The sequence below is a fragment of the Stenotrophomonas nematodicola genome, from assembly GCF_009467805.1.
In the GTDB taxonomy this organism is placed as follows: Bacteria; Pseudomonadota; Gammaproteobacteria; order Xanthomonadales; family Xanthomonadaceae; genus Stenotrophomonas; species Stenotrophomonas nematodicola.
The window spans coordinates 17037-38780 of record NZ_WIAY01000001.1 but is presented as its reverse complement, the minus strand read 5'-3'; the positions used below and the strand labels follow the sequence as shown (position 1 = coordinate 38780).

The 21744-nt window shown below is 67.1% G+C and carries 16 protein-coding genes; 4 read left to right on the top strand and 12 right to left on the bottom strand.

The window, feature by feature from the left end; all coding sequences use genetic code 11:
• Positions 1 to 19 precede the first annotated feature (19 nt).
• The 5 genes from GDJ08_RS00150 to GDJ08_RS00130 form a co-directional block, all read right to left on the bottom strand.
• Complete coding sequence (locus GDJ08_RS00150; RefSeq protein WP_017355993.1) at positions 20 to 1717, bottom strand: phospholipase effector Tle1 domain-containing protein; 1698 nt, start codon at positions 1715 to 1717, stop codon at positions 20 to 22.
• A complete protein-coding gene (locus tag GDJ08_RS00145; RefSeq protein WP_037591195.1) occupies positions 1714 to 2229 on the bottom strand; it encodes a DUF3304 domain-containing protein in 516 nt (171 codons plus the stop codon). Before GDJ08_RS00145 ends, GDJ08_RS00150 begins: the two co-directional genes overlap by 4 nt.
• Positions 2230 to 2299: 70 nt before the next feature.
• Entirely contained in the window at positions 2300 to 3157 is an 858-nt protein-coding gene (locus GDJ08_RS00140) for a DUF4123 domain-containing protein (protein WP_153164013.1), read from the bottom strand.
• 3 nt (positions 3158 to 3160) lie between these two features.
• Positions 3161 to 5968, bottom strand: coding sequence for a type VI secretion system Vgr family protein (locus GDJ08_RS00135; RefSeq protein ID WP_153164012.1), 2808 nt, complete (start codon positions 5966 to 5968; stop codon positions 3161 to 3163).
• Positions 5969 to 6104: 136 nt separating this feature from the next.
• The gene (locus GDJ08_RS00130; protein WP_229296399.1) at positions 6105 to 6737 is read right to left on the bottom strand and encodes a decarboxylase; all 633 of its coding nucleotides are present in this window, start codon (positions 6735 to 6737) and stop codon (positions 6105 to 6107) included.
• Positions 6738 to 6916: 179 nt separating this feature from the next.
• Here GDJ08_RS00130 and tssA point away from each other — a divergent pair, with 179 nt between their 5' ends.
• Positions 6917 to 7978 (top strand): type VI secretion system protein TssA, encoded by a 1062-nt coding sequence (gene tssA, locus GDJ08_RS00125; protein WP_017357295.1) that lies wholly within the window; start codon positions 6917 to 6919, stop codon positions 7976 to 7978.
• Between the two features lie 20 nt (positions 7979 to 7998).
• Here the strand turns inward: tssA and GDJ08_RS00120 are convergent, their stop codons facing one another.
• The 6 genes from GDJ08_RS00120 to GDJ08_RS00095 form a co-directional block, all read right to left on the bottom strand.
• Positions 7999 to 8784 (bottom strand): OmpA family protein, encoded by a 786-nt coding sequence (locus tag GDJ08_RS00120; protein WP_017357294.1) that lies wholly within the window; start codon positions 8782 to 8784, stop codon positions 7999 to 8001.
• Positions 8785 to 8786: 2 nt separating this feature from the next.
• Entirely contained in the window at positions 8787 to 9770 is a 984-nt protein-coding gene (gene tagF, locus GDJ08_RS00115) for a type VI secretion system-associated protein TagF (protein WP_017357293.1), read from the bottom strand.
• Complete coding sequence (tssM, locus tag GDJ08_RS00110; protein ID WP_229296398.1) at positions 9767 to 13486, bottom strand: type VI secretion system membrane subunit TssM; 3720 nt, start codon at positions 13484 to 13486, stop codon at positions 9767 to 9769. The genes tagF and tssM overlap by 4 nt, the downstream gene beginning before the upstream one ends.
• A 14-nt stretch (positions 13487 to 13500) precedes the next feature.
• Positions 13501 to 14925, bottom strand: a complete 1425-nt coding sequence (locus tag GDJ08_RS00105) for a hypothetical protein (protein ID WP_153164011.1) — start codon at positions 14923 to 14925, stop codon at positions 13501 to 13503.
• A 59-nt stretch (positions 14926 to 14984) separates the two neighbouring features.
• Positions 14985 to 15245 (bottom strand): PAAR domain-containing protein, encoded by a 261-nt coding sequence (locus tag GDJ08_RS00100; RefSeq protein WP_026070970.1) that lies wholly within the window; start codon positions 15243 to 15245, stop codon positions 14985 to 14987.
• Between the two features lie 105 nt (positions 15246 to 15350).
• Complete coding sequence (locus tag GDJ08_RS00095; protein ID WP_229296397.1) at positions 15351 to 16262, bottom strand: M15 family metallopeptidase; 912 nt, start codon at positions 16260 to 16262, stop codon at positions 15351 to 15353.
• A 244-nt stretch (positions 16263 to 16506) separates the two neighbouring features.
• Between GDJ08_RS00095 and GDJ08_RS00090 the strand changes: the two genes are divergently transcribed.
• The 3 genes from GDJ08_RS00090 (at position 16507) to GDJ08_RS00080 (ending at position 18762) form a co-directional block, all read left to right on the top strand.
• Positions 16507 to 17175, top strand: a complete 669-nt coding sequence (locus GDJ08_RS00090; protein ID WP_153164010.1) for a hypothetical protein — start codon at positions 16507 to 16509, stop codon at positions 17173 to 17175.
• A 17-nt stretch (positions 17176 to 17192) separates the two neighbouring features.
• On the top strand, positions 17193 to 17696 hold the full coding sequence (locus GDJ08_RS00085) for a DUF3592 domain-containing protein (protein WP_153164009.1): 504 nt from the start codon (positions 17193 to 17195) through the stop codon (positions 17694 to 17696).
• Between the two features lie 97 nt (positions 17697 to 17793).
• Positions 17794 to 18762, top strand: a complete 969-nt coding sequence (locus GDJ08_RS00080) for a formylglycine-generating enzyme family protein (RefSeq protein ID WP_153164008.1) — start codon at positions 17794 to 17796, stop codon at positions 18760 to 18762.
• Between the two features lie 45 nt (positions 18763 to 18807).
• On the opposite strand, the gene GDJ08_RS00075 is transcribed toward GDJ08_RS00080, so the two are convergent.
• A complete protein-coding gene (locus GDJ08_RS00075) occupies positions 18808 to 21732 on the bottom strand; it encodes a DNA repair protein (RefSeq protein WP_229296396.1) in 2925 nt (974 codons plus the stop codon).
• Positions 21733 to 21744: the final 12 nt, after the last annotated feature.

Here is a 21744-nt window from a genome sequence, read left to right as displayed (position 1 = left end):
CCGGCGCGGCCTGCAGCGGTCACGCCGGCTCGGTCTGCTCCTGCGGCGCGGTTGCGCCTTCCACCACTTCGCCGGGCTTGTACTTGGTGTCGCCGAAATACAGCACCCGCCACTGCGCCAGGTTGCCGATGAACCAGTGCGAGATCGAATCGTGGCCGTAGCCGTCGAAGAACGTCTCCACCGCCTCCGGCAGCAGGGTCTTGTTGTCCCAGGCGTCCAGCATGGTGCGTTCGGCCAGGGTCAACGTCTTGCCGCGCTCGCGCTTGCGTCGTAACGCCACCATCTTGCCGACCAGCGTATCGGTCTCGCTGGCCAGGCCCTTGCGCTGCTTTTTGACCTCGCCCAGCGCGTCGCTGCGCGCGCTGAGCGCATCGGACGCCCGGTTCCATTCGGCGATCTCCTCGCTGGTCATGCTGGAGGCGGCGTAGTCGTTCCCGTACGGATCGCGCAGCCGCATCTTCTCCCGCCGCAATGTCTTGACCTCCTCCTCAAGCTGCTGCTGCCGCTGTGCCAGGCGCTGCATCGACGGCAGCTTGTCGCCACGCGCCACGCGCACCTTCAACCAGCGGTGCAGCAGCTCCATGTGCGCGGCCTGCACGTCCTCCATGCGCCCGCGCTTGATCCGCACCGCCTGCAGGTAGGCGTTGTAGACCGCCTGCAGTTCCGGATCTGTCTTGTCGAACTCGGCCCGCACCGGCGACGGCAGGCGGGTCAGCGGATTGAGCAGCACCCCGCCAGCCAGCGCGATGTCGTACATCTCGTTGAGCGCAAAGCGGGCAATGCTGTTCTGCCGGCCCTGGTGCTGCGGATCGTAGCCACCGCCCACATCCGAGTGCACGCCCGGGTACCAGATCTCCTGGGTGTTGTCGGGATAGCGCGCATCGTCGCGGGTGGAATCCAGCGGAAACTGGCCTCGCAGCTCATGGGCGGCGGTCATGTGCACCGACTGCACGACCATCGGCGGAATGCGCATGCCCTCGCCCCAACCGTTGTGGCCGTTGCCCGCATTGACCGCCGCATGGACCAGCGACGGCCATACCGACACCACGGTGTCGTACAGGCCGACGAAGCCGATCCGGATCGGTGTCCTGTCGCGATACAGCCAGGTGCCGTCCGGCTGCCGCTTGCACAGCGCAACCAGATCGCGGACGAAACCGCGCGCCTGCGCCGCCCCGCGGGAGAAGCCGAACACCGCCACGTTGAGGATCACGATACGCATCGACGCCGGCTGCTGCTGGATCTTCATGTCCAGCTCTTCCAGCGCGTAATCGATGCGCTCGCGCCCGCCCTTGCCGATCGCCAGGCCAAGCATGCCGCCGGTATCGCCCACTTCCGGGCAGGGGGTGCCCACGCCGGCAATGTAGGTCGACACCACATTGGGGCGACCATCGATCCGCGCGCTGTACAGTCGCGCGATGTTCGACAACGCCCGTTCGGATTCGCCCTTGGCCAGTTCGGCATCGCGGTTGTTGCCCGTACCGTCGAAGAAAACGGTGAAATGCAGCGCCTGGCTGCAGCCGGTGGTCGCTTCCTCCTTGTCGGGCAGAGAGCAGCTTTGCGCCGCCTGGCGCTGCTGTCGCTCGGCGTCGGTCATCGGGCGGGTGCCACGCGCCAGCCGCGCGGTGCGTGCGGTGGGGTCGGCGTCGGCCACCGGCTCGGGTGAGCCGGGCTCCAGGTCGACCTGGCCGGGAATGGCGGTTGGGTCTTGGGCCGTCATGGGCGCGCTGCTCCGTCGTTGGCGATGTGGCCCTTGGGCAGCACCTCGCGGCGGGAATCCCAGTAATCCTTCGAGCGGTCGATCAGTTCGGCCTCCACATGGCCGTCCTGGTAGAAATGCAGCAGCAGCGTGCGCGGGTCCGGCGGATACGGCTGCCGCACCGTCACCACCGCCGAACGTGGCTCGCGCGGGCCGGCGGTCTGGTAGGTGTTGGTGGTGAGATCGTAGCGGTCCGACAGCTCCCACTCGACCCGGATCGACAACGGTTTGTCGTGCTTCGGCGCCAGCGGTCCCATCACCGACCCGCCGTTGGTATAGGCCGAGACGCCGCCCATCCACTTGCCGTCCACGCGCACGTCATGCAGGTAGCGGTCACTGTAGTTGAAGGCAAACAAGGTCAGGTACGGCGAGCGCGGCGTCGGTTTGGCCATCGCGCGGGCGCAGCCTGCACTGGCAGCGGCCACGACGATCACGGCCACGACGATCCACAGCAGCGGTTTGTTGCTCAGCATGATGGCTCCACGACGCAGTGGGCGGCGCGATGCGCGCACCCGGTTGACGATTGAATGATGCCCGGTGCGTTCACCAGCTCTCCTCCATCGGCCACACCTCATCGCCGATCTCCTTTGCATTGCGCCGCCCGTCCGCGAAGTCGCGCAACCGCACCTGCCAATCCGGATCCTCACCCAGGTCGTCGCCGACCAGCAGCGCCCACGTGCAGACCATCACCACCCGGCGGCTGTCCTCGATGCCGAACGCCGCCGCCACGGCCACCGCGTTGCGCATGAACGCATACCAGTTCGCCGACGGCAGGCGGTCTAGCAGCTCCGGGTCGGTGAGCTGGAAGTGCTCGATCAGCGTGTAGGGATACGACGCGTCGATCAACGCATGCCGCTGCGGCGCGTCAAGCGTCCACGGCACGGTATGCGGATCCTGCATCGGGCAGTGCAGGGCCAGCGTGTCCCACTGGTGGTCGTGCGTCACGTAATGCCAGCGCTCGCCCACCGCCAGGAAGTCATGCCGCTGGGCATCGTTCAGCGCCTGCACCCACCACGGCAGCACGCGGCCGTCGTAGAAGCGCGCGATGAATTCCTTGCCATTCGGATACCGCGCATCCAGGCGGCGCGCCAGCCGCTGGGTCAGTTCGCCGCTCTCCAGCGGCGACTCCAGCAGCGTCAAGGCGCCAAGCGACCGCACACCGTCCTGCAATCGCAGCAGCGCGTCCTGCAGATCCAGCGCCTCCGGCAGCGGCACCAGAAAAACCGAGGTGTCGGCACTGCCGTCGGCCAACAGACCGTCGAACAGCCGCGATGCCGCATAGGGCAGCCGCTTCAGGACTGTCTGGGGCCGCTCGCACTGGGCGCCATCCAGGAGCAGATAGCGCCGGAACGCGGCGTCCAGCGACACTACGGCGGTACTGGGAAACAGAATCGGCAGCATCGCTCAGCCCTTCGGGGTCAGGGGAGCGGCGCGCTGCGCGGCCAGCAGCAGGCATTCCTTGCATACCGACTGCGGGAACACCGGCAACGGGTAGTTGCCGCTGCCGCCGGGCAGGAACGACTTCTTCGCGGCGTGCACCGTGATGGTGCCCGGCGCGGTGAAGGTGATGTTGCCGCCCTCGATGGTCACGCTGGCACCGCCGGCCGTGGCCACATGCACGGTGCGCCCCGCCGCCAGTTCCACCGCGGCCTGCGCGCTTGCCGCGCGCAGCGCGGCCTTGGACTGCACGCGGATGCTGTCGTTCTGCGCCTGCACGTCCAGTTCGCCCAGGCCCGCCACCACACTCAGCGTGCGCGTCTGCGCGCCCTCGCCGGTGCGGGCGGCAGCCAGCATGCCGATCGCCTGGCGGCTGTGCCAGCGCGACTGGCCAAGCACGATGGCTTCGCTGGCCAGGCCGCTGCCCAGCGTCAGTGTCTCGCCCAGACTCCAGTGTATGGACTGGCCGGCGCGATGCAGCACGCCGCCCGGCGCGGCCAGGCCCAGCAGGGGGTCGCCCGTATGCGGCACCCGGCCCTCCCCGGCCGACCCGTCGCGGTCGCCCGCGGCGCCCCGTGCGTCGGCAAAGGCATCGCCAGGTACCGTGGCGCGGGCGCTGCGCAGCACTGCCTCCAGCGGCGCAGCGTCGCCGACCAGTCTGGAATGCTGCGGGCGCCCCACGCCCTCGGCGCTGGCCAGTTTGACCGTCAGGTGCGTGCCGGCGGCCTGCGCGAACGTGGTGCCCAGCGTGTTCAACTGGTTCAACAGCGCAACCGGCGCGGATACGGTGCCGGCCGGCGACGCCGGGCCGGCCGCATACGCGCTCAGCCACAGGCCGGCGCGGCTGCGTACGCTGCCCCAGGCATCGCTGCGCAGTTCGAAGCCTTCGCCGCGCAGGCTGCCGCGGAAGTTGTCGGCCTGGTGGATCAGGTGGCCCAGGGTCAGCGCGCTGCTTGCCTGCGTGGTCGCCAGCTGCACGCGCAACTGGCCGTCGCTGTCGTCGAACAGCAGGCGCGAATGCCCCTCGCCGGCCCACTCGCGCGACTGCACGCCCCACAGCGCGCCTGGATGACGGTGTGCGTCGTCGCCGGCAGCAGCGGCGTGCCACACGGGCGCCTGGCCGCCACTGCGATTGCCCTGTGCACTGGCGATCCGGTCGGTCGCCTGTGCATAGGCGCTGGTGTCGCTCTCGGTGGTCTTTCCGGCGGGCGTCGGGGCGACGCCCGCCTCACCCTGTCCGTTGTAGAGGCTGCCCACCACCACGGGCCGATCAATGTCGCCCTCCAGGAAGCCCACCAGAACTTCCTGGCCGACGCGCGGCAGGAACTGGCTGCCCACGCCCGGACCCGCATAGCGCTGCGCCACACGCAGCCACGTACTGTCCTGAGCGGTGCCTGCGTCCCGGCGATCGGCCTGGAAGTGGAAGCGGACCCGGACCCGGCCCAGGGCGTCGGCATGGACCTCCTGCGGTCCCTCGCCACGGGATGCATCGCCAACCACCACGGCGGTCTGGTAACCGGGCGCCAGGGGACGTGGATTCAGCCGCGCGCCAGTCTCGTCGAGCAGGATCGGACGCCACACCTGGTCACGCGCTACCGCTGCGAAGGTGGCTGCAAAGCCATGCCGGCGCGCGTCTTCCCAGAGCAAGGCAGCGTCGGCATCGGGCTGCACGGCCGGCCCGAGGGCCGCCTCCAGCGCGTCACGGACATCGACCGGCAGGTTGTTGATGCCTGCCAGGCGCAGCGACACCAGCAGCAGCTCCTCGGGCGCATCGCCGGGCAGATCGCGCAGCTGCAGCCACTGGCCGGCGGTGGCGCTGCGCACCGTGCCGCGCCCCTGCCAGTCATTCCAGCGGGCCTCGCTGGCCTGAGCCATCAAGCCCGCGTAGCGGTCCGCTTCGTGCCGATCCACGAATGCGTAGGCACCGCTTGGATCGTAGAGCTCACGCCCGCCGCTCCCGCCGCCTTCCAGCGGCACGCCGGCACCCAGCGAGCGCACGGTGCGGTAATCGTCGCTGTGCAGCGAGAGCGCCTGCGCGCCCAGCTGGCGCCGCTGGCCCAGTGCCTGCACGGCATCGTTCTGCTCGGTGCCATCGGCACGGTGAAAACGGATGCCGCCGCTGCGCGCACTCACCGCGTCCTGTGGCTGCACGCCACTGTCGGCGAACAGCACCAGCGCATGACCACCGTCGTTGCCATCGCCGTCATCGGGCTGCACGCGCCAGCCCAGGCCTTCCTCGGCCAGCAGCCGCTGCACGAAATCAAGATCGCTTTCGCGGTACTGCACGCAGTAGCTGCGCTGACGCGCGCCCTTGAGGAAATCGGCAACCTCCTCGCTCCAGCGCCAGGCCACGTGGCCCTGGTGCGCGGCGAACACACTGTCCACGATCTGCTGCACCGTCTGGTCCTGGAAGACGCGGCTGTGGCGCGTCTGCGCCAGCCAGCAGCTGGCATCGCAGAAGACGATGCGGTAACGCGCCACGCCGCCGTCGGCTCCCAGCAGATGCGCTTCGGTCACCACCCCGGTACGGCTGTGCAGGGCACCATCAGCCAACCGGGTCTGCAGGCTCGCGCGCGCGCCCAACCAGGACTCCAGCGGGAGATCGGCCTGCAGCGACAGGAACGTCACCTCATGGCGAAATCCCTGCGACAGCTGTTCCTGCCCGTGCCACTGCTCCACCACCACATCCGGCGCGGCCGGCAGCGAAAGTTGGTACAGACGCTGCTCACCCGACAACCGGGCCGCCTGCGTCATCAGGTTCCGTATTGCATCCATGGCTCACCTAGTCGTGCACGCAACGGGCGCAGCCCGCGACGCTTCCATCCCCTGTGGACACGACGGTAGCAGATGCCAATGACAGACGCACGCAAGCATGACGCGGTATGTTAAAGCGACGTCAATCCCTGCTGTCTCAATACGTCCCGTACGGGACTTCGACGATCACCGGCTTGCCGGGCTTGCCGACCGGCCGCAGGGTGAAGCGATCCAGCGCACCGTCGTCATCGGCGAAGGCCGTGGACTGGAACTGCAGCGTGTACCTGTCCGCGCCGACCTTCACATTGCCCGCCGCATCCAGCGTGGCCGACGGCGGCAGCAGCAATCCGCCAAGATCGCTGTACGCCTCGGCGGCGTCGAAGAACGCATATGTCTGCAGCGCCCCGTCGCGCTTCATTTCATAGACGCGCGGTTCGTACGGACGACTCTCGGTGGTGCCCTCATTGAGCACGTCCGATATCCATACCCCGGGCAGCCGGTAGCGCTGCTCCAGCGCCGCCGCATCCAACCGGTCGCTGGTGACCACCATGCAGCACACGGTGCGCTTGCCCTCGCGATCCAGCACGGCAAACCGTGTGCCTTTGGCGGTCTCCGCCGGCAGCATCGCAAACGGAATGTCTTCCAGCGCCGGCTCGGCGCCGTTCTCGGAATGGAGGTTGCGCCATCCTCCGAAGACCTTGGCATCGGTCGTGGCCTGCGCGGCGGCATCCAGGCCGGCCACCAGCCCCAGCGCCAGCAACAGCGCCTGTGAAATCGTCCTTCCCTGCATGTCGGCGCCCCTTCCCCGGTGTCAGTCAGTCATGGATTGCCCGCCCCATCGCGGGCACGGCCCCTCACGGTGCGTGCACTATGCACCGGCGCCGGCCACCAGGCAAACACCCCGGCGCTCCGTCACCCCGCACGCAAACGCAGGCTAGAATCGGCACGTTCCCAATCACGAGATTTGCCATGCTGGATCAGGATGCCCTGCTGGCCCCCATCGCCGACCACGCCCCCACCGGCGAGGACCTTGCCTTCTCGCCCGAGTTCGACCGTATCCAGGAAAGCCGGCGCGCCGACGACCCGACCCTGGACCAGGGCGAGTGGCAGACCGACATCAAGTACGCCGACTGGTCCAGCGTCGCGCGCGAATGCGCCGACCTGCTGCAGACCCGCACCAAGGACCTGCGCCTGGCAGGCTGGCTGACCGAAGCGGCCACCCAGGTCGAGGGCTTCCGCGGGCTGGCGGTGGGGTACCGGGTCGTGGCCGGTCTGTGCGACCAGTACTGGGACGAGGTGCACCCGCAGGCACCCGACGACGACCAGGAAGAGCGCATCGGCAACCTGAGCTGGCTGCTCAGCAACTCCCTGCAGTGGCTGCGCAACGTGCCGATCGTCTCGGCGCCGCAGGGCCGCTTCACGCTCACCGATTTCGAAGTCGCACACGCCCGCGCCAGCAACGGCGGCGACTATCACGACGACCGCCCCGGGCTGGAGCAGCTGGAAGCGGCACGCCGCGATACCCAGCATGAGTTCTATCGGCAGCTGCTGGAAACCCTGCCCGAATGCGCCGATGCACTGGCAACGCTGCAGGCAGCGGTGGACAACCGGCTCGGCCTGGATGGCCCCAGTTTCAGCGCGGTCCGCGAACAGATCGAGCACATCCAGCGTACGGTGATGCGGTTCGCGCGCGATGCCGGCGTGCTGCTCGACGGCGAGGTGGTCGATGCGCTGGATGCCGAAGACGCGTTCACCGCCCAGCCTGGCCCCGGCGACGCCGCCGCACCGTCGGCACGCAGCCCCGGCGGCGCACCCACCACGCGCAAGGAAGCGCTGCAGCAGCTGCGGCAGGTGGCCGAGTTCTTCCGCCGCACCGAACCGCACAGCCCGGTCGCGTATCTGGCCGAGAAGGCCGCGCGCTGGGGCGAGATGCCGCTGCACGTGTGGCTCAAGCGGGTCATCAAGGATTCCAGCGTGCTCGACCAGATGGAGGAAATGCTGGATATCAACCAGAATCTCGACGGGCAATAAGCCCGTCGAGCGTCACGCCGTTACTGGATCTTGAATTCAATGCGACGGTTGCGTGCGCGACCGTCCAGGCTGGCGTTGTCGGCCACCGGCTCGTCCGGCCCCTTGCCAACGACGTCCAGGTGGTTGGCGGCGATGCCCTTCTGCACCAGGTACGCCTTCACCGCCTGGGCGCGCGCATGGCTCAGCGCCAGGTTGCTCTCGCGTTGGCCGACATTGTCGGTATGGCCGATGACCACGAAGCTGGTATCGCCCATCTGCACCATCTTTTCGGACATCTCGTCGAGAATGCGCATGCCCAGCGGGGTCAGCTTGGCGCTGCCGCTCTGGAACTCGATGATGCGGTTGGCCAGGGTCTGGTCCAGCAGCTTCTGCTGGGAGCCCACCTTGAGCGCGTTGGTCACCGTGTAGGAGGTGTTGCTGGCCAGGCTCAGGTCACTGGCCACCTGCTGGCGCAGCGCCTCATTGCCGACCTCGCCACTGACCCGTACCGACTGGCCGTTGATCTCCAGCTTGCCCGGCGACACCCGCTTCAGCCCGGGGTTGATCATGCCGGCCACGTAGTCGCCCCAGTTCGGCGGTGTGGCGATGGACTCGACCTGCACACGGTCCACCACCCGCTCGGCACCGTAGACCTCACGCAGGTTCTTCAGCAGACGGGCCTTGGTGGCCTGGTCGGGGACCACGCCCTCGATCACGACAGGCCGTTCGGTGCCAGCCGCCGCCGGCGCGGCCTGGCCGGCAGCAGCGGCCGAGCCGATCGACGTCAGTACGGCCAGGACAAGTACATAAGCAGAACGAAGGCGCATGGTCAGGTTCCCAGGAAAGTCTCGCCGAACAGGCTGCGCGCCGTGCTCAATGCCAGGTCATCGCGATCCAGATAGCTGGCAAAGCGATTGAGGTTGTAGTCGCTGTGCAGGTAGTCGTCTACCCATTCGGCCTGCTGCACGCGGATCAGGAAGTCGCCGGCCTCGGCCGGGTCCAGCACCGCGCGCAGCGCGTGCCGGTCGGCACCGTTGAAGCCCACCACCATCGTCGGCGCGGCATCGTTGCGGATCAGGACGGCCAGCTCGAAATCGCCACGGGCAACGAAGCAGGACACGATGTCCAGCCAGAATGCCGCCACCAGCGGCCGGTACAACGGATCGCGCACCAGCGGAAACACCAGGGCCCTGTCCACGTTGACATCGCCGCCGCTGAGCACCGGCTGCAGCAGCAGGCCGAGTGCCGGCAGCGCCTGCTTCAGCACGACGTCCGGATGGCCCGCATCGCGCAGCAGGCGTTCCATCGAGCCGATGGTCTGGCCGTCGAGGAAGTCACGGAATGTGGCGTTGTAGGCGCTGGGATCGGTGCTGATGCTGAAGCGCGCATCGGCCAGCTCGTTCAACGCCGGACCGGCGTCTTCGTCACTGAAGGCCTGGCGCGCCATGCGCGACAGTCCCGACCACGCGTTGGACATGGCCAGCGGGCTGCGGCCGATGAACGGCAGCGGCTCGGCCGCCTCCAGGCGCACCGCCGACAGCAGCGGGAACCGCCGCTGCGAGGCATCGCGACTGGCCAGGAAGTGCCCGCACAGGACCAGCTTGCTGCGCGAACCGAGGAAGGCGTAGTGGATCTCGGGCGAGGCATCATAGACGCGCTTCCAGTCCGGGTTCTGCGCCAGCAGTTCCACGCTCTCTCCGGCCCAGCGGTCCAGCCAGCCGAGCAGCTGGTGGTTGTCCGCCGCGCGCACGAAGTCGCCCCGCGACGGCACCTTGCCGAAGTAGGACACCCCGGCACTCACGGCGCGGCTCATGGCGTACCTCCGGTCGACTGCGCAGGCGCGGTCGGCGCAACGGCACCGGGCGCGGTCGGCGCGGGTGCCACCGGGCCGCTGCCGGCCACGGTCTGCGGCAGCTGCAGGCCGCGCTGCCAGTCACCGCCATCGGCGGCAGCACCGGCACGACGCACCACGCGCATCTCCACCGTCACCGCCACGCCATCGGCGCTCCAGGTGATGCGGCTGCTGCCACCGTCCAGGTGCTCGTACTGGCCTTCCTTCATCAGCCGGCTGAAGCCATTGGCGCCGGCGGCGTTGAACACCTCCACGGTGCGGCCATCCGGGGCCACCGCGGTGACCTTTGCGCCAGGCACCTGGCCCAGGTTCGGGTACTGCATGGTGGTCCACTGCGGCGGCGTGTTGCGGTAGCGCAGGGTCTGGCCATCGATCTCGATCGTGTACTCGATCGCACCGGTGGCCGGCGACGGCAGCAGCTCGAAGATGGTGGTGTCCTGCGAGGCGGCCCCCGCTGCTCCCCCGCTGACCCAGTTGCCGTACTTGGCCACCAGCTCGTTGGACAGGGTGATGCCCATGCCCGCCCAGCGGCGCGCTTCCAGCAGGTTGCCGCGCTGGATCACCAGCGTACCCAGGGCGTCCTTGTTGAACGCGGCGATGCTGCCGCTGGCACCGAAGATCGCGGCAATGTCGCTCGGCGCGGCATCCACGTCCGAATTGAGATTGAAGGGATACTGCTGGCCGATGCGTGCCTTGAACGGCTCGTACACCTGCGCGCCCCAGCTGCGGTTGACCTCACCCTCGGTCGGCTCCACCAGCGCCATGAAGGTCTGGGTCAGCGGACGCAGCAGCAGCGGGCGCAGCGCGTCGCGCTGGGCCGCATCCAGGCCGGTCAACACCTGCTCGTCGACCAGGGCCAGTGCCACGCTCAGCTCGGAGCCCTCATTGCTGAAGGTGTCCTGCATCAGCTTGCGCGTGCCCACGCCCAGTTCGCCCTGGCTCTTGATGTTGTTCAGGCGCGCACGCAGCTTGCCCAGCGTTTCGAAGTACGCGTCGATCACCGCCGGCTGGTCCGCGCGCTTGGTGGTCAGTTTGGCAATGCCTTCGAACGCCTTGCCGATCGGGCCCACCGGCTGTTGCTGGACCGCCGCCTCCGGGTCCTTGCGCAGGATGGTCTTCTGGAACCATGCCACGAACCCGCCCTTGGCCTTCTTCGAACGCGCTTCGGCGGCCGGGTTGTCCCAGATGGTCTGCTCGTTGATCTTCTCCAGCAGCAGGCGCAGCGGCGAGTTGGTGGCGTCGCCCAGCGTGTTGATGCGCGCGGTGGCCTGCTCGAAGGTGTCGAACTGGGCGATGCTCAACCCCTGCATGAACTTGGTCCATTCCTTGGCGTACTCCTGCTTGTACAGGGTCACCAGTTCGCGCGAAATGTGTTCCGGGCTGCCCGCCAGCGACAGATCGCTCTGCTCGGTGGTATCAAGCACCCAGTCGGTGGTGCTGAGCTGGGTGTTGGCCGCTTCGTTGATCGCGTCCTTGACATAGTCCTCCCACGCCTTGCGCGAGAAGGCACCGGAAATGGCGTAACTGCCGGTGATCAGACGGCCGTTGCGCTCTTCGCCAACCAGCGAATCCACCGTCACCGTCGGGAAGCGGGCACCGGCACGCGCCTTGATCTGCGCGAACACGCGCTGCATCGCCGGCTGCCCCTTCATCACCTTGGTCAGGGCCTGGCGGCTGTCGCTGACCAGCGTCACCTTGTTCTGGATCTGAGGCCAACCCGGATCTGCCGACTGGGCCACATAGAAGTTCATCAGTTTCTCGGCGGCCCGCACCATGTCCTCGCGACTCATCTGGCCACGGTTGGCATCCAGCCAGTTGCGCCAGAACAGGGTCAGCTGCTGGGACAGATGCGCGCTTTCCACCTGCTTGCGGTTGCCCAGCATCAGGTAGGTCTTGAGGGCGTTGTACGCATCGTTGGTGCTGGTCGGCGACGCGTTCTGGTACAGCACCTCGCTCTCCGCTGCCGCCTGCGTGCCCTGCCCCAGCTTGTCACGCTCGGCCACCACCTGGCCGAGGTAGCCCTCCAGGCTGCTCACGGTCGGATCCAGCATCACCTGCTGCATGCCGTGGTAGTACTCCTTCATCAGCTTGGCGCGGATGTTGTCGCCCTGGTACAGCCCCAGACTGGTGGTGATGCCACCCTGCTTCTTGTAGCGGTCAAGCTGCTCCATGCGGTCCTGCAGCAACAGCAGCGCATCGATGCGCGACTTCAGGTCCACGCGGTCCTTCTGCACGCGGACAGCCTGCTCCAGGTCCTTGGTGGCGTTGTTCACCAACTGCACGTTGGTGGTGTACGACCAGGTCCACAGGCCAAGCGCGAGGGCCAGCACGCCCACCGCACCGAGGAAGACGCCATAGCGCAGGCGGTTCTGGTGCGGGCTGGAATACTGACGCACCAGTTCCTTGTCCGAGAAGATCACCTTGCGGAACAGGTCCTTGAGGAAGAACGCGGTCTGCCCGGTAGGCGCGGCATCGGTATCGGCGCCGCGCGAGGACAGCGAGAACTGGCGGCCCACGCGCTCGGACGCGTGATGCACCGAATGCCCTTCCTGCAGTGCGCTGCTGAAGTAGAACCCACGGAACACCGGCTTGAACTGGAACGGATTGTCCTCGAACAGCGTCGCGATGAAGGTGCGCAGCGCCGGCTTGATGCCGACGAACTCCAACGGCAGCGTCAGCAGCCCCGGCGACACCTCGCGACCGCGCTGCATCGCCATGTGCGACAGGCTCATTTCCTTGATGCCTTCGGCCAGCTCATCGAAATGGGCATCGAAGGCGGTCAGCGCATCACTCTGCGCCTGCACATCGAACGGCAGCGTCGCACCCCACACGCTTTCGCGTTCGGACGGATCCAGGTTGCGGAAGAACTCGCTGAACCCGGCGATCAGATCGGCCTTGGTGAACAGCACGTACACCGGCGCGAACACTTCCAGCCGCTCGGTGATCTCCTGCACGCGCTGGCGCAGGTTCTTGGCCAGTTCGATGGCGAACTCGGGCTTGCTGCCGGACAGTTCGGCGATGCTGACCGCGATGATCACCCCATTGATCGGCGCGCGCGGACGGTTCTTCTTCAGCAGGCCAAGGAAGGTCAGCCACTCCATGCGGTCTTCAACGCTGACCGAGTAGCGGCCGGCGGTATCCAGCACGATCCCGGTAGTGGTGAAGTACCAGTCGCAGTTGCGGGTGCCGCCGATGCCCTGGATCACATTGCTGCGGTTGTCCTCGAACGGGAACTGCAGCCCGGAGTTGAGGATCGCGGTGCTCTTGCCCGCCGCCGGATTGCCGATGATCACATACCACGGCAGTTCGTACAGCGCTGCCTTGCCCTTGAGCGCCCCCAGCCGCGACGACTTGATCTGCTTGACCGCCTCCATCATGCGTGACCGCAGCGCTTCGGTGTCGGCGCGTTGCGCCGGTTGCGCCGATGCGACCGCCTGGTCGGCCTGGATCTGCACCATGGCTTCCACACGCTTGGCCGCCCGCCGGGCCAGGATGCGCTTGATGACCCACACGATCAGCGCCAACAGCAACAGCGCCGCCAGCACCACCGCCACCCAGATGCCGATCTGCCGGGCCTCGGCCGCGCCGAAATACGCCAGCGACCCCGCGCCAATCAAGCCGATCACCATCCACAGGCGATAGTCGCTGAGGAAGAACCTGAAATTACTCAACATCATCTAGGCGTCCAGGGTTAGGCCGGCGACACGCTGTCGGCCGACGGGTCATGCGAAGAAGGGAAATCCACCAGCGCCGCCAGGCGCTGGTCGGGCGCGGATACGCCGAGAATCAGTGCCGCGCTCTGCGCAGCGACCGCGTGGTGATGGGCGAGCGTCAACAGCGCCAGCGGCAGTACCGGCCCGAGTTCGCCGGCACAGACCGGCAGGGCCAACGTCTGCCGGCCGATGTCCAGATCCGGATTGACCGCCGTGGCGGCGGCCGAGGCATCCACCGCCAGTTCACTGCGCTGGTCGGCATCGTGCAGCACCATCTGCACCCGATCGGGCGGCAGCGTCAGGCTGCCCAGAAGGCCACGCCCGAGCGCCTCGCTCTGCCGGCGGCGTTCCGCCGCGCCCGCCTGCGGCGCCAGTTCAATCCGCTGCGGTCGCCATACCACGGGCGTTTCCTTCGTCACCACCGACGGCGTGGCGAACAGCACGCCTGCGGCGCCTTCGCCCGGAATCATGCCTTCCTTGTTCTGCCGGTGCAGGATGCGGTTTTCTTCCAGCCACGCCGCCACTACGCCCGGGTCGATCGCCGAACTGCACGAGAGCAGCAGATACCACGGCGGCGTCCCCTGCCCGACCGCATCGGCAATGCGCTGCACGCGCGACCACACCTCACCGGCGTCGGCCGCGATGCCGACGTCAACCGTGAACCGCCGGGCGTCCAGGCCATTGGCCTCGGCCCGACCCTGCAGCCACTCGGCGCAGAAGCCGCGCACCGACACCGACCAATCGACCGGCACCAGCAGCTCAATGGCCAGCACCGAGTCCACCACCTGCTCGTCACGACGGCGCAGGCCGGCCACCACGCGCTCTTCGGCCACCTCAAGTTCGGGCAAGGCGAGCAGCGCCTGCGCCAGCAGGCTGTCGGCCACCGGTTCGAGCAGCGCCATCGCACGGCGCTCGGCGGCGCGCGTATCGAAGGCACCCATCTGCGCTTTCAGCACGCGGGCGTCGTCGAGGTCGGCGGCCGCGCACATCAGCAGCGGCAGTCCGTCGCGATCATGGAAGCGCCCGTCCAGGCCCGGTCGTGGCAATGCGCCCGCAGCCGCGAGCAAGGCGCCCGCGTCCATGTCCAGGCCCAGCCGCATGTCGGTGGCCAGCACGGCCACCGAGGACGGGCGCGACGCGGCGTCCGTCGCCGTCGAGGCCGTCGGCGTGTCCGCCGCATCCGGCGCGTCGGCTGCGGCCACGGCCTTGTCCAGCATCGAACGGCCGGCATTGCGCAGCATGAAGCCGGCGCTGCTCACGCCCACCGGCAACAGGCCCAGGTACGCCAGCATCTCCATGCCGGTCGGTACCGTGCCACTGTTCCGCCAATAGAAAATCACGCTTCCCCAGGTCACCGCGAACACCGCGATCACCGAAAACGCCTTCCCAAGTATCCCGGACATCTAGCGTCCCGCTCCCTGAGTCATCGAACCATCCTGTTCCGTCGAACCGACGCTGCCTGTCAGTTGATGCCTGTCGTTGCCTGCGATGCGATCAGCGTGGCGCCGCAGCCGGTGCGGTCTCCATCGCGCGCGACCGGATTGCCGTCGATGATCACCGTGGCGTCGCCACTGACGATGGTGGTCGGCCCATGCGCCGCGCACACCGCCTTGTCGCCGATGCGCGCTACGGGCTTGCCGCCGATGTCGGTTTCGGCAGCGCCGCTTACCACCGTGCCACCGTGGCTCAACTTATCCCCGACTACAACAAATGGTCGTGACATCAATCATGCTCCTTGATTGCGTGCGCATCCGGTCATTCCATCGCCCCCTGTACCCCCTGGCGATCCGGATCGTCCCGCAACGATACCAGTAGACCGGCGAAAGTATCACCCTCCCGCCAATTCAGCTTTCTTGGCCGCACGCGCCGCGCGGCAACGCTGCGACATTTCCACGTGCACATAATCCTTGATGCTGCGCCAGTTGCCGCCCCACTCCAGCCCGGCCTGTTCGGCCAGTTCGCCGTACAGGAAGTAGGCGCGCTTGGTCCAGGGATCCCCCATGTCCCATTGCAGCTTGCCATCACGGATCGGTGCGCTGTCCACGCCAAGCCCATACTGATGGCAGCTCTGCCAGGCGCCCGCACGCGTCGCCTTGCCGCCGCTCATCAGCTCGGCCTGCCGCTCGGGGCTGCGGTACCCTTCCACCAGCACCATTTCATACCCGTATTGTCGGCGCATGACTTCGTAGATCGCCAGCACGCGCTGCTGCAGGTCCGGATCAATCTGCCCCCATTTTCTGTCGGCCGTCACAATTTCCGGCCGCGTGCGGCGAATCTCTTCGGTCGTGAAGACCTCCGGCGGCGGCGGCGGCGGCGGGGTCAGCCGTTCGCCCCGCAGCAACTGGGCCACCATCGAGCCCGACGCGGACAGGTCGTCGCCCTGGAATTCATCGAGCACCACGTTCTGCCGCGTGATCAGAATGACCAGCGGCGGAATCGACAACAGCAGAACGGCCGCCGCAAGGACCGGCCAATGCCGTCGCAGCGCCCCCTGCGCCGCGCCGAGCTCCTCGCGCACGCCGCCCTGCAGACGGTCGGTGCGCTGCGATACACGCCGACCGGCGCCACTGGCGGCCTGGCCGACGCGACCGAACCAGCGGCCGAGCTGCGCCTGCACACGATCAAAGGCATCGGGAAACATCAGTACCCAGCACACCATTGCCATGACCACCAACAGCACTACCGCTCCTATGACAATGACGACCACTGCTGCTCCCTGAGATACGCTGTTGACGGCCATGCCCCAGTCACTAGAATGGGGCGGTTCGCTTTCGGCAGACGCCGACCCAAACAAGGGCTGGATGCACTTGAATAATGGCGGAATAAATCGACCAAGTCTGCTCTCAGGGGGAGCGCAGACGAAGAGTCCGGCAGCAAGCTCTGGCCGGATCCTGGCTGACATGGAAGGACGGCCGGTGGCCGGCGCTGCACGCGCCGCACCCGCAACCGGAGCCCGATCACGTCGTTGGCTGTGGCTGTCGCTTATGGCGTTGGCCGTCGTCGTCGTGGGCGCGTTGGCCGCTTGGCGGATGAGCGCGGGCAGCAGCGCCGAGGAACCGATCGGCTACTCGCTGCCCCCGGAAAGCAACGCCGATGCAACAGCTGCACCGTCACCTGATGCCGGTGGCGCGACCATCGTCGATGCCGCCCCGGCACCCGCCGACGCCGCATCCACCGCAACGACGCCGGCAACCGGCGCGGGCACCGATGCGACAGATCCAGCCACACCGGTGGCCGGCGCGGCGGCGGCCGCCACGGCCGGTGCCACCGCGGGCGCTGAACGTGCGGCCGCGCCCGCGACCATCGCGCGCACCTCGCGTGACAGGCCCAAAGGCGACGAGAATCTGCTCGGCACGCTGCTGGGCATCATCAAGGAAGAAGACAAGTCCAAGCCCAAGGCAAAGGCGCAGGCCAAGCCGGAGACGATGGATGCGTTGATCGCCCAGATCCAGGCCGACGAGCGCCAGCAGGATGCAGACGCCAACACCGCGTTCGACAGCATCGGCGGCAAGAAGTCCACGGCGTCCACCAGCTCCAACATCCAGTCGCAGCTGCGCCGCTGCCCGGGCGCGAACACGCTCAAGGGCATCGACTGCCGCCGCAAGATCTGCGCCGCGGTACTCGGCAAGGATCCGGCCTGCCCGGCGATGTAAGTGGTGCGTCACGCGGCATGACTGCACTGCGCCCCGACGGACGCTCCGACGACATCAGCGTGCACTGGCTATGGGCCACGCCGCTGGCGATCGGGCTGTGCATGCTGGCCCTCACCGCCTGGTTCGCGCGCGATGCGCTGCGCTTCCGCGCCGCATCGCTGAGTGCCACCGGCGAGGTGGTCGGCGTGGTCGAGGTCTGGTCGACCGACCGCGACAGCGATGGCCAGCGTCGCCAGTTCTACTGCCCCCGAATCAGCTTCATCGCCAACGATGACCAGCCGCATCAGTTTGTCAGCGGCCAGTGCAGCTTCCCTGCGGACCATGCCACCGGAGATGCGGTGAAGGTGCGCTATCGCGCCGATGCACCCGACGAAGCGCGTCTGGACAGCACCTTCGCCGAGTGGGGTCTCTCGCTCATCTGGGGCGGCCTCGGCCTGCTGCTGACCGTGCTTGGCGTCGGCCTCGGCGTGCTGCTTTGGCCACGCAGAAGCATGCGCCGAACGCGCCGGCGCGCCCGCTGACCCCGGCACCGCGCACGTGCGCATCTGTGCGCCAGCATTCACATTCCAAACAGGCTGCTTGTTACTATTCAAAGCATCACTGTCAAAGGAACCTGGCATGTTTTCCAACCGTACCCTGATGGCCGCAATGCTGCCGATGACGCTCATCCTGGGGACGGCTGCGTGCCACGCCGATGACGGCAAGGCAGCCGCGACGCCGCCAACGCCCCCCACTGCGGATACGGCCAAGGCGGTCGATGCGCTGAAGGCGAAAACCCGCGCGCAGCTGGTGCAGGTCAAGGGCGGAACGTTCCTGATGGGCGATTTCGGCCCGCAGCACAATGACGAGAAACTGCCCTACTCCGGCACCACCGACGATGATGTGCTGCGCAAGGTGACGCTGGACGATTACGCGCTGCAGTCGCACAAAGTGAGCTATGCCGACTTCGATGTGTATACCGACGCGGTGGGCAAACCTCGGGTCGCGCAGAGCACACTGGACCAGCCCTATCGCACCCTGCCCGATATCGCGGCCGGTGTGAGCTGGACCCAGGCCGTCGCGTACTGCGAATGGATCGGCAAGCAGATCGGCACCCCGATGACCCTGCCCACCGAAGCCCAGTGGGAATACGCGGCGCGGGCCGGCGGCAAGATGCGGGTCTACGCGACCGACACCGGCACGCTGGAGGACGGCCGCAACGTATCCAGCATCGCCCAGTACGACGCCTTCGCCGACATGCATGGCACGCGTTCACGAACCAGTTCGCTGGGCGCGTTTCCCCCCAATCCCCTCGGCCTGTATGACATGGTTGACCACGGCTATGAGTGGGTCGCCGACTGGTACGCCCCCGAGTACGATCCCCGCCAGACCCGCAATCCGCGCGGCCCGGCCTCGGGTACCGAGCGCGTGCAGCGCAGCAGTACGGACCGTGCCGCCGATCAGCTTTCGATCACGTCCATGACCTTCACCCGCAATCACCGCGTGCCGGAACCGGGCCCGATGACGGATGGCGAAGGCAATGTGCTGGAAGGCAATCCCAACCCGAACGGCGGCAACGGCTTCCGCTGCGCGACCGCGCTCCGCTGAGGTGCAGACCGGCAGGGAGGCTGAACCTCCCCGCCGACACTGGCGTCAGGCCATCATGGTGGTGTCGTCGCGGTTCAACCAGACGTCCACCGGGTCCATCATCGCGAAGGTCGGGGATTCCGTGCCGTCCAATGCGGCCAGCTGCACCGGATCGTCGATGGCGTTGAGGTATGCCACCTCGTAACCGCGCGGGAATTCCTTCAGCAGTGCGACGCGCTTTTCCATGTACTTCTGCAGGTAGGTATTGCCGACATCCTTGGGCTTGTCGCGCGACAGCACGTTCATCTGCTTGAACACCGACGGCAGGTCGTTGTTCAACGACCAGCCGTAATCCAGGAACCGCACCACGTCGCCCTCGGCCTTGCCCGAATCGGCGCGGCGGCGGCCGTCCACCGTCATGTGCTGCATCACGTTCTCCCACTCCGGACGGGTGGTGATCGGCAGCATCACGTTGAGGATCGCCTGCTTGTGGGCCGGCAACGCATGCACCTGCACGTCTGTCCAGCCCACGTCCATCGTCGGTGCGTTGTGGGTATGGGTCTCGGCGTAGTGGCGGGTGATCGCATACAGCAGCATGCCGCGGGTTTCCGGCGTGGCGTAGACCAGCCATTCCGGCTTCTGGTTGATGCTGTTCACCAGCTTGGAGCGCGCCTCCGCGCGCTCCAGGCGCGCCTGGAGCGAATCGAACATGACGTTGACCGTCGCGAACGACTCCGTCAGGTACTGGCCGACCCTGCTGTCTTCGGCGATGACCATGAACAGGATCTGCGACAACGCCTGGAACGCGTCCTGGGCGATGTAGGTGAGCGCCTTGAAACCGGCATGCGCGAGTTGGTAATACACCCACTTGACGAACTCGACCATGCCGCCGGCATCGACCGCGAAATCGACCGCGCCTTTGGCACCGAGCCCCCAGCACAGACGGGCGGCCGCCTTGATGCGGAACTTGCCCTTGGCGTAATAGATCACCAGCTGCGCCTTGGCACCCGCACCGGCACTGCCGGCGATGTCCACCGACAGCTTGGCGAAGCTGACCGGCTCACGGCGATCCGGCGGCAGCCAGCGCAGATCGCCGGACGGAATGATGCCACCTTCGACGCCGGCGAAGACCTCAGCGTTGATTTCCACACCGGCCTTGCTGCCCTTCGGCGCGCCTTCGTTCTGCCCCATCGGCACCACCCGTGCGGGATCGAGGTTGGCGCGCGGCAGCCCGTGGGCGGTATCGAAATTCTCGGACATCGAATCGCCGCGGTCGCGCGGTGTGGGCGTTGCGGTCGGCTTCCCACCAACGTAGGTCAGTTCGGCCGAGCCGACCACCGATGCCTTCGCGCCGAGGAAGCCATACAGCTCGCAGGCCACCACGAACACGATCGCGCCCAGGTCGATGTTCTGGAACTGCATCTGCCAGCCTTTGGCCGACGGTACCGAATAGGTGTGCACCCACTTGGCTTCGAGCAGCACGAGCTTGGCCGAGGCACTGCCCTGCGCCTTGACGCTGGCGGTCTTTTTCTTCGGGTCCCAGTTCGCCTCGGCGCTGGCACCGGCACCGGCCACGAAACGCAGCCACTGCGCCGAACTCTGCACCTCGTAACTCTCACTCTTCTTGACCGTCTCGGCGAACTCGTTGCCGGCCACCTCGATGAAGTCGAACACGTACGGGTCGGTCTTGACCTCCTTGCTGACCTTTGCCGCCGTCGTGATCTTCTTCAGCGACTCCATGAACTTGGCGCGGTCGAAGTCCTCCTTGCCGTAGGGGTCATGCTTGGCCTTGTTGGATGCGGTCGTGTTGCCGGCCTTGACCTTGCCCGCCACCCCCATGTCCACCTTGATCGGGATGCCCTTGACGCGTCGCCGCTTGAGATCCTCGTACTTGGCCTTGGGGATGTAGCGGCGGCGCATGCCCATGCGGTCCTTGACCCCACCGTTGCCCGTCGTGCGGCCCTTGTCATAGGTCTCGAACGTCACCAGCTCCTGCAGCTCGGTCAGCTTGTCGAACTTGTCGTTCAACATCTTGGCCACGTCGTCCTCGGCGATGCCCAGCGCCTTCTCGGCCGCCTTGACTTCCTCCGGGCTGCGCCCCTGGAGCGCCAGGGTGAGCTTGTCGCGGGCGCGATGCAGCCCGGCCATCGTGTTCTCGATGGTACCGCTCAGGGCTTCGAACTCCTCCCATTCCTTCGGCCCCAGCAGCAGCATTTCCTCGGCCTGCGGATTGAGCACCGCCGGCGCGCTGACCTTGCCCTGGATGGTGGCAGTCCGCCCATCCTTGGGTTCGGTGGAGGCGATCTGGCTCTTCAACCCAAGCACGTACTTGGTGACCTGCTGGCCCTTGATCAGCGGCACGAGCAGCTCGGTGTTGCGGCCGGACTTGCTGCCTGGCAGCGTGAACTTGAATTTCAGCGGCTGGTTGCAGGTGATCCGCGGGGTCATGCCGTCCTTGCCGGTACTGCCCTTGACCGGCTTGCGCGCGGCATCCAGGCCGGCCACTTCGTCGCCGTCCTTGTTGCGCATTACCGCTTCATACGGCGCACTGGCGATCGGCGTATTGTTGGCCTGCATCTGGAACAGCACGCGCAGGTAAGGCTGCAGCGACAGCTCGCAGACCACCGGCGCCATCGTGATCGCGTTGGTGCCGATGCTCAGCTCGTTCCTGCCACCATGCACCGGCTTGCTGACCGGTTTCAGGTCGGGCTCGGCCCACTGCTGCAGGTCGTAGTCCCAGACCTGCAGCGTGAAGCGCAGCAGCGTGGGCGCCTTCATCGGAATGACCGGTGCGATCGGCCTGACGCTGGTCAGCGGAAAGTAGCCCTGCTTCTGGCTGTCAACGTTGACTGTGTAGCCGTTGGCGTCGGTTGCGCCCGTCGCGACCTGTTCGCGCCCCGGCAGCTGGAGGATCCGATAGCGCACCTTGGCGGCGGGGTGAACGCCGCGGTTGCCGTCTTCGTAGGTCAGCCTGAAATTTCCATTCGCCATATCATTCTTCCT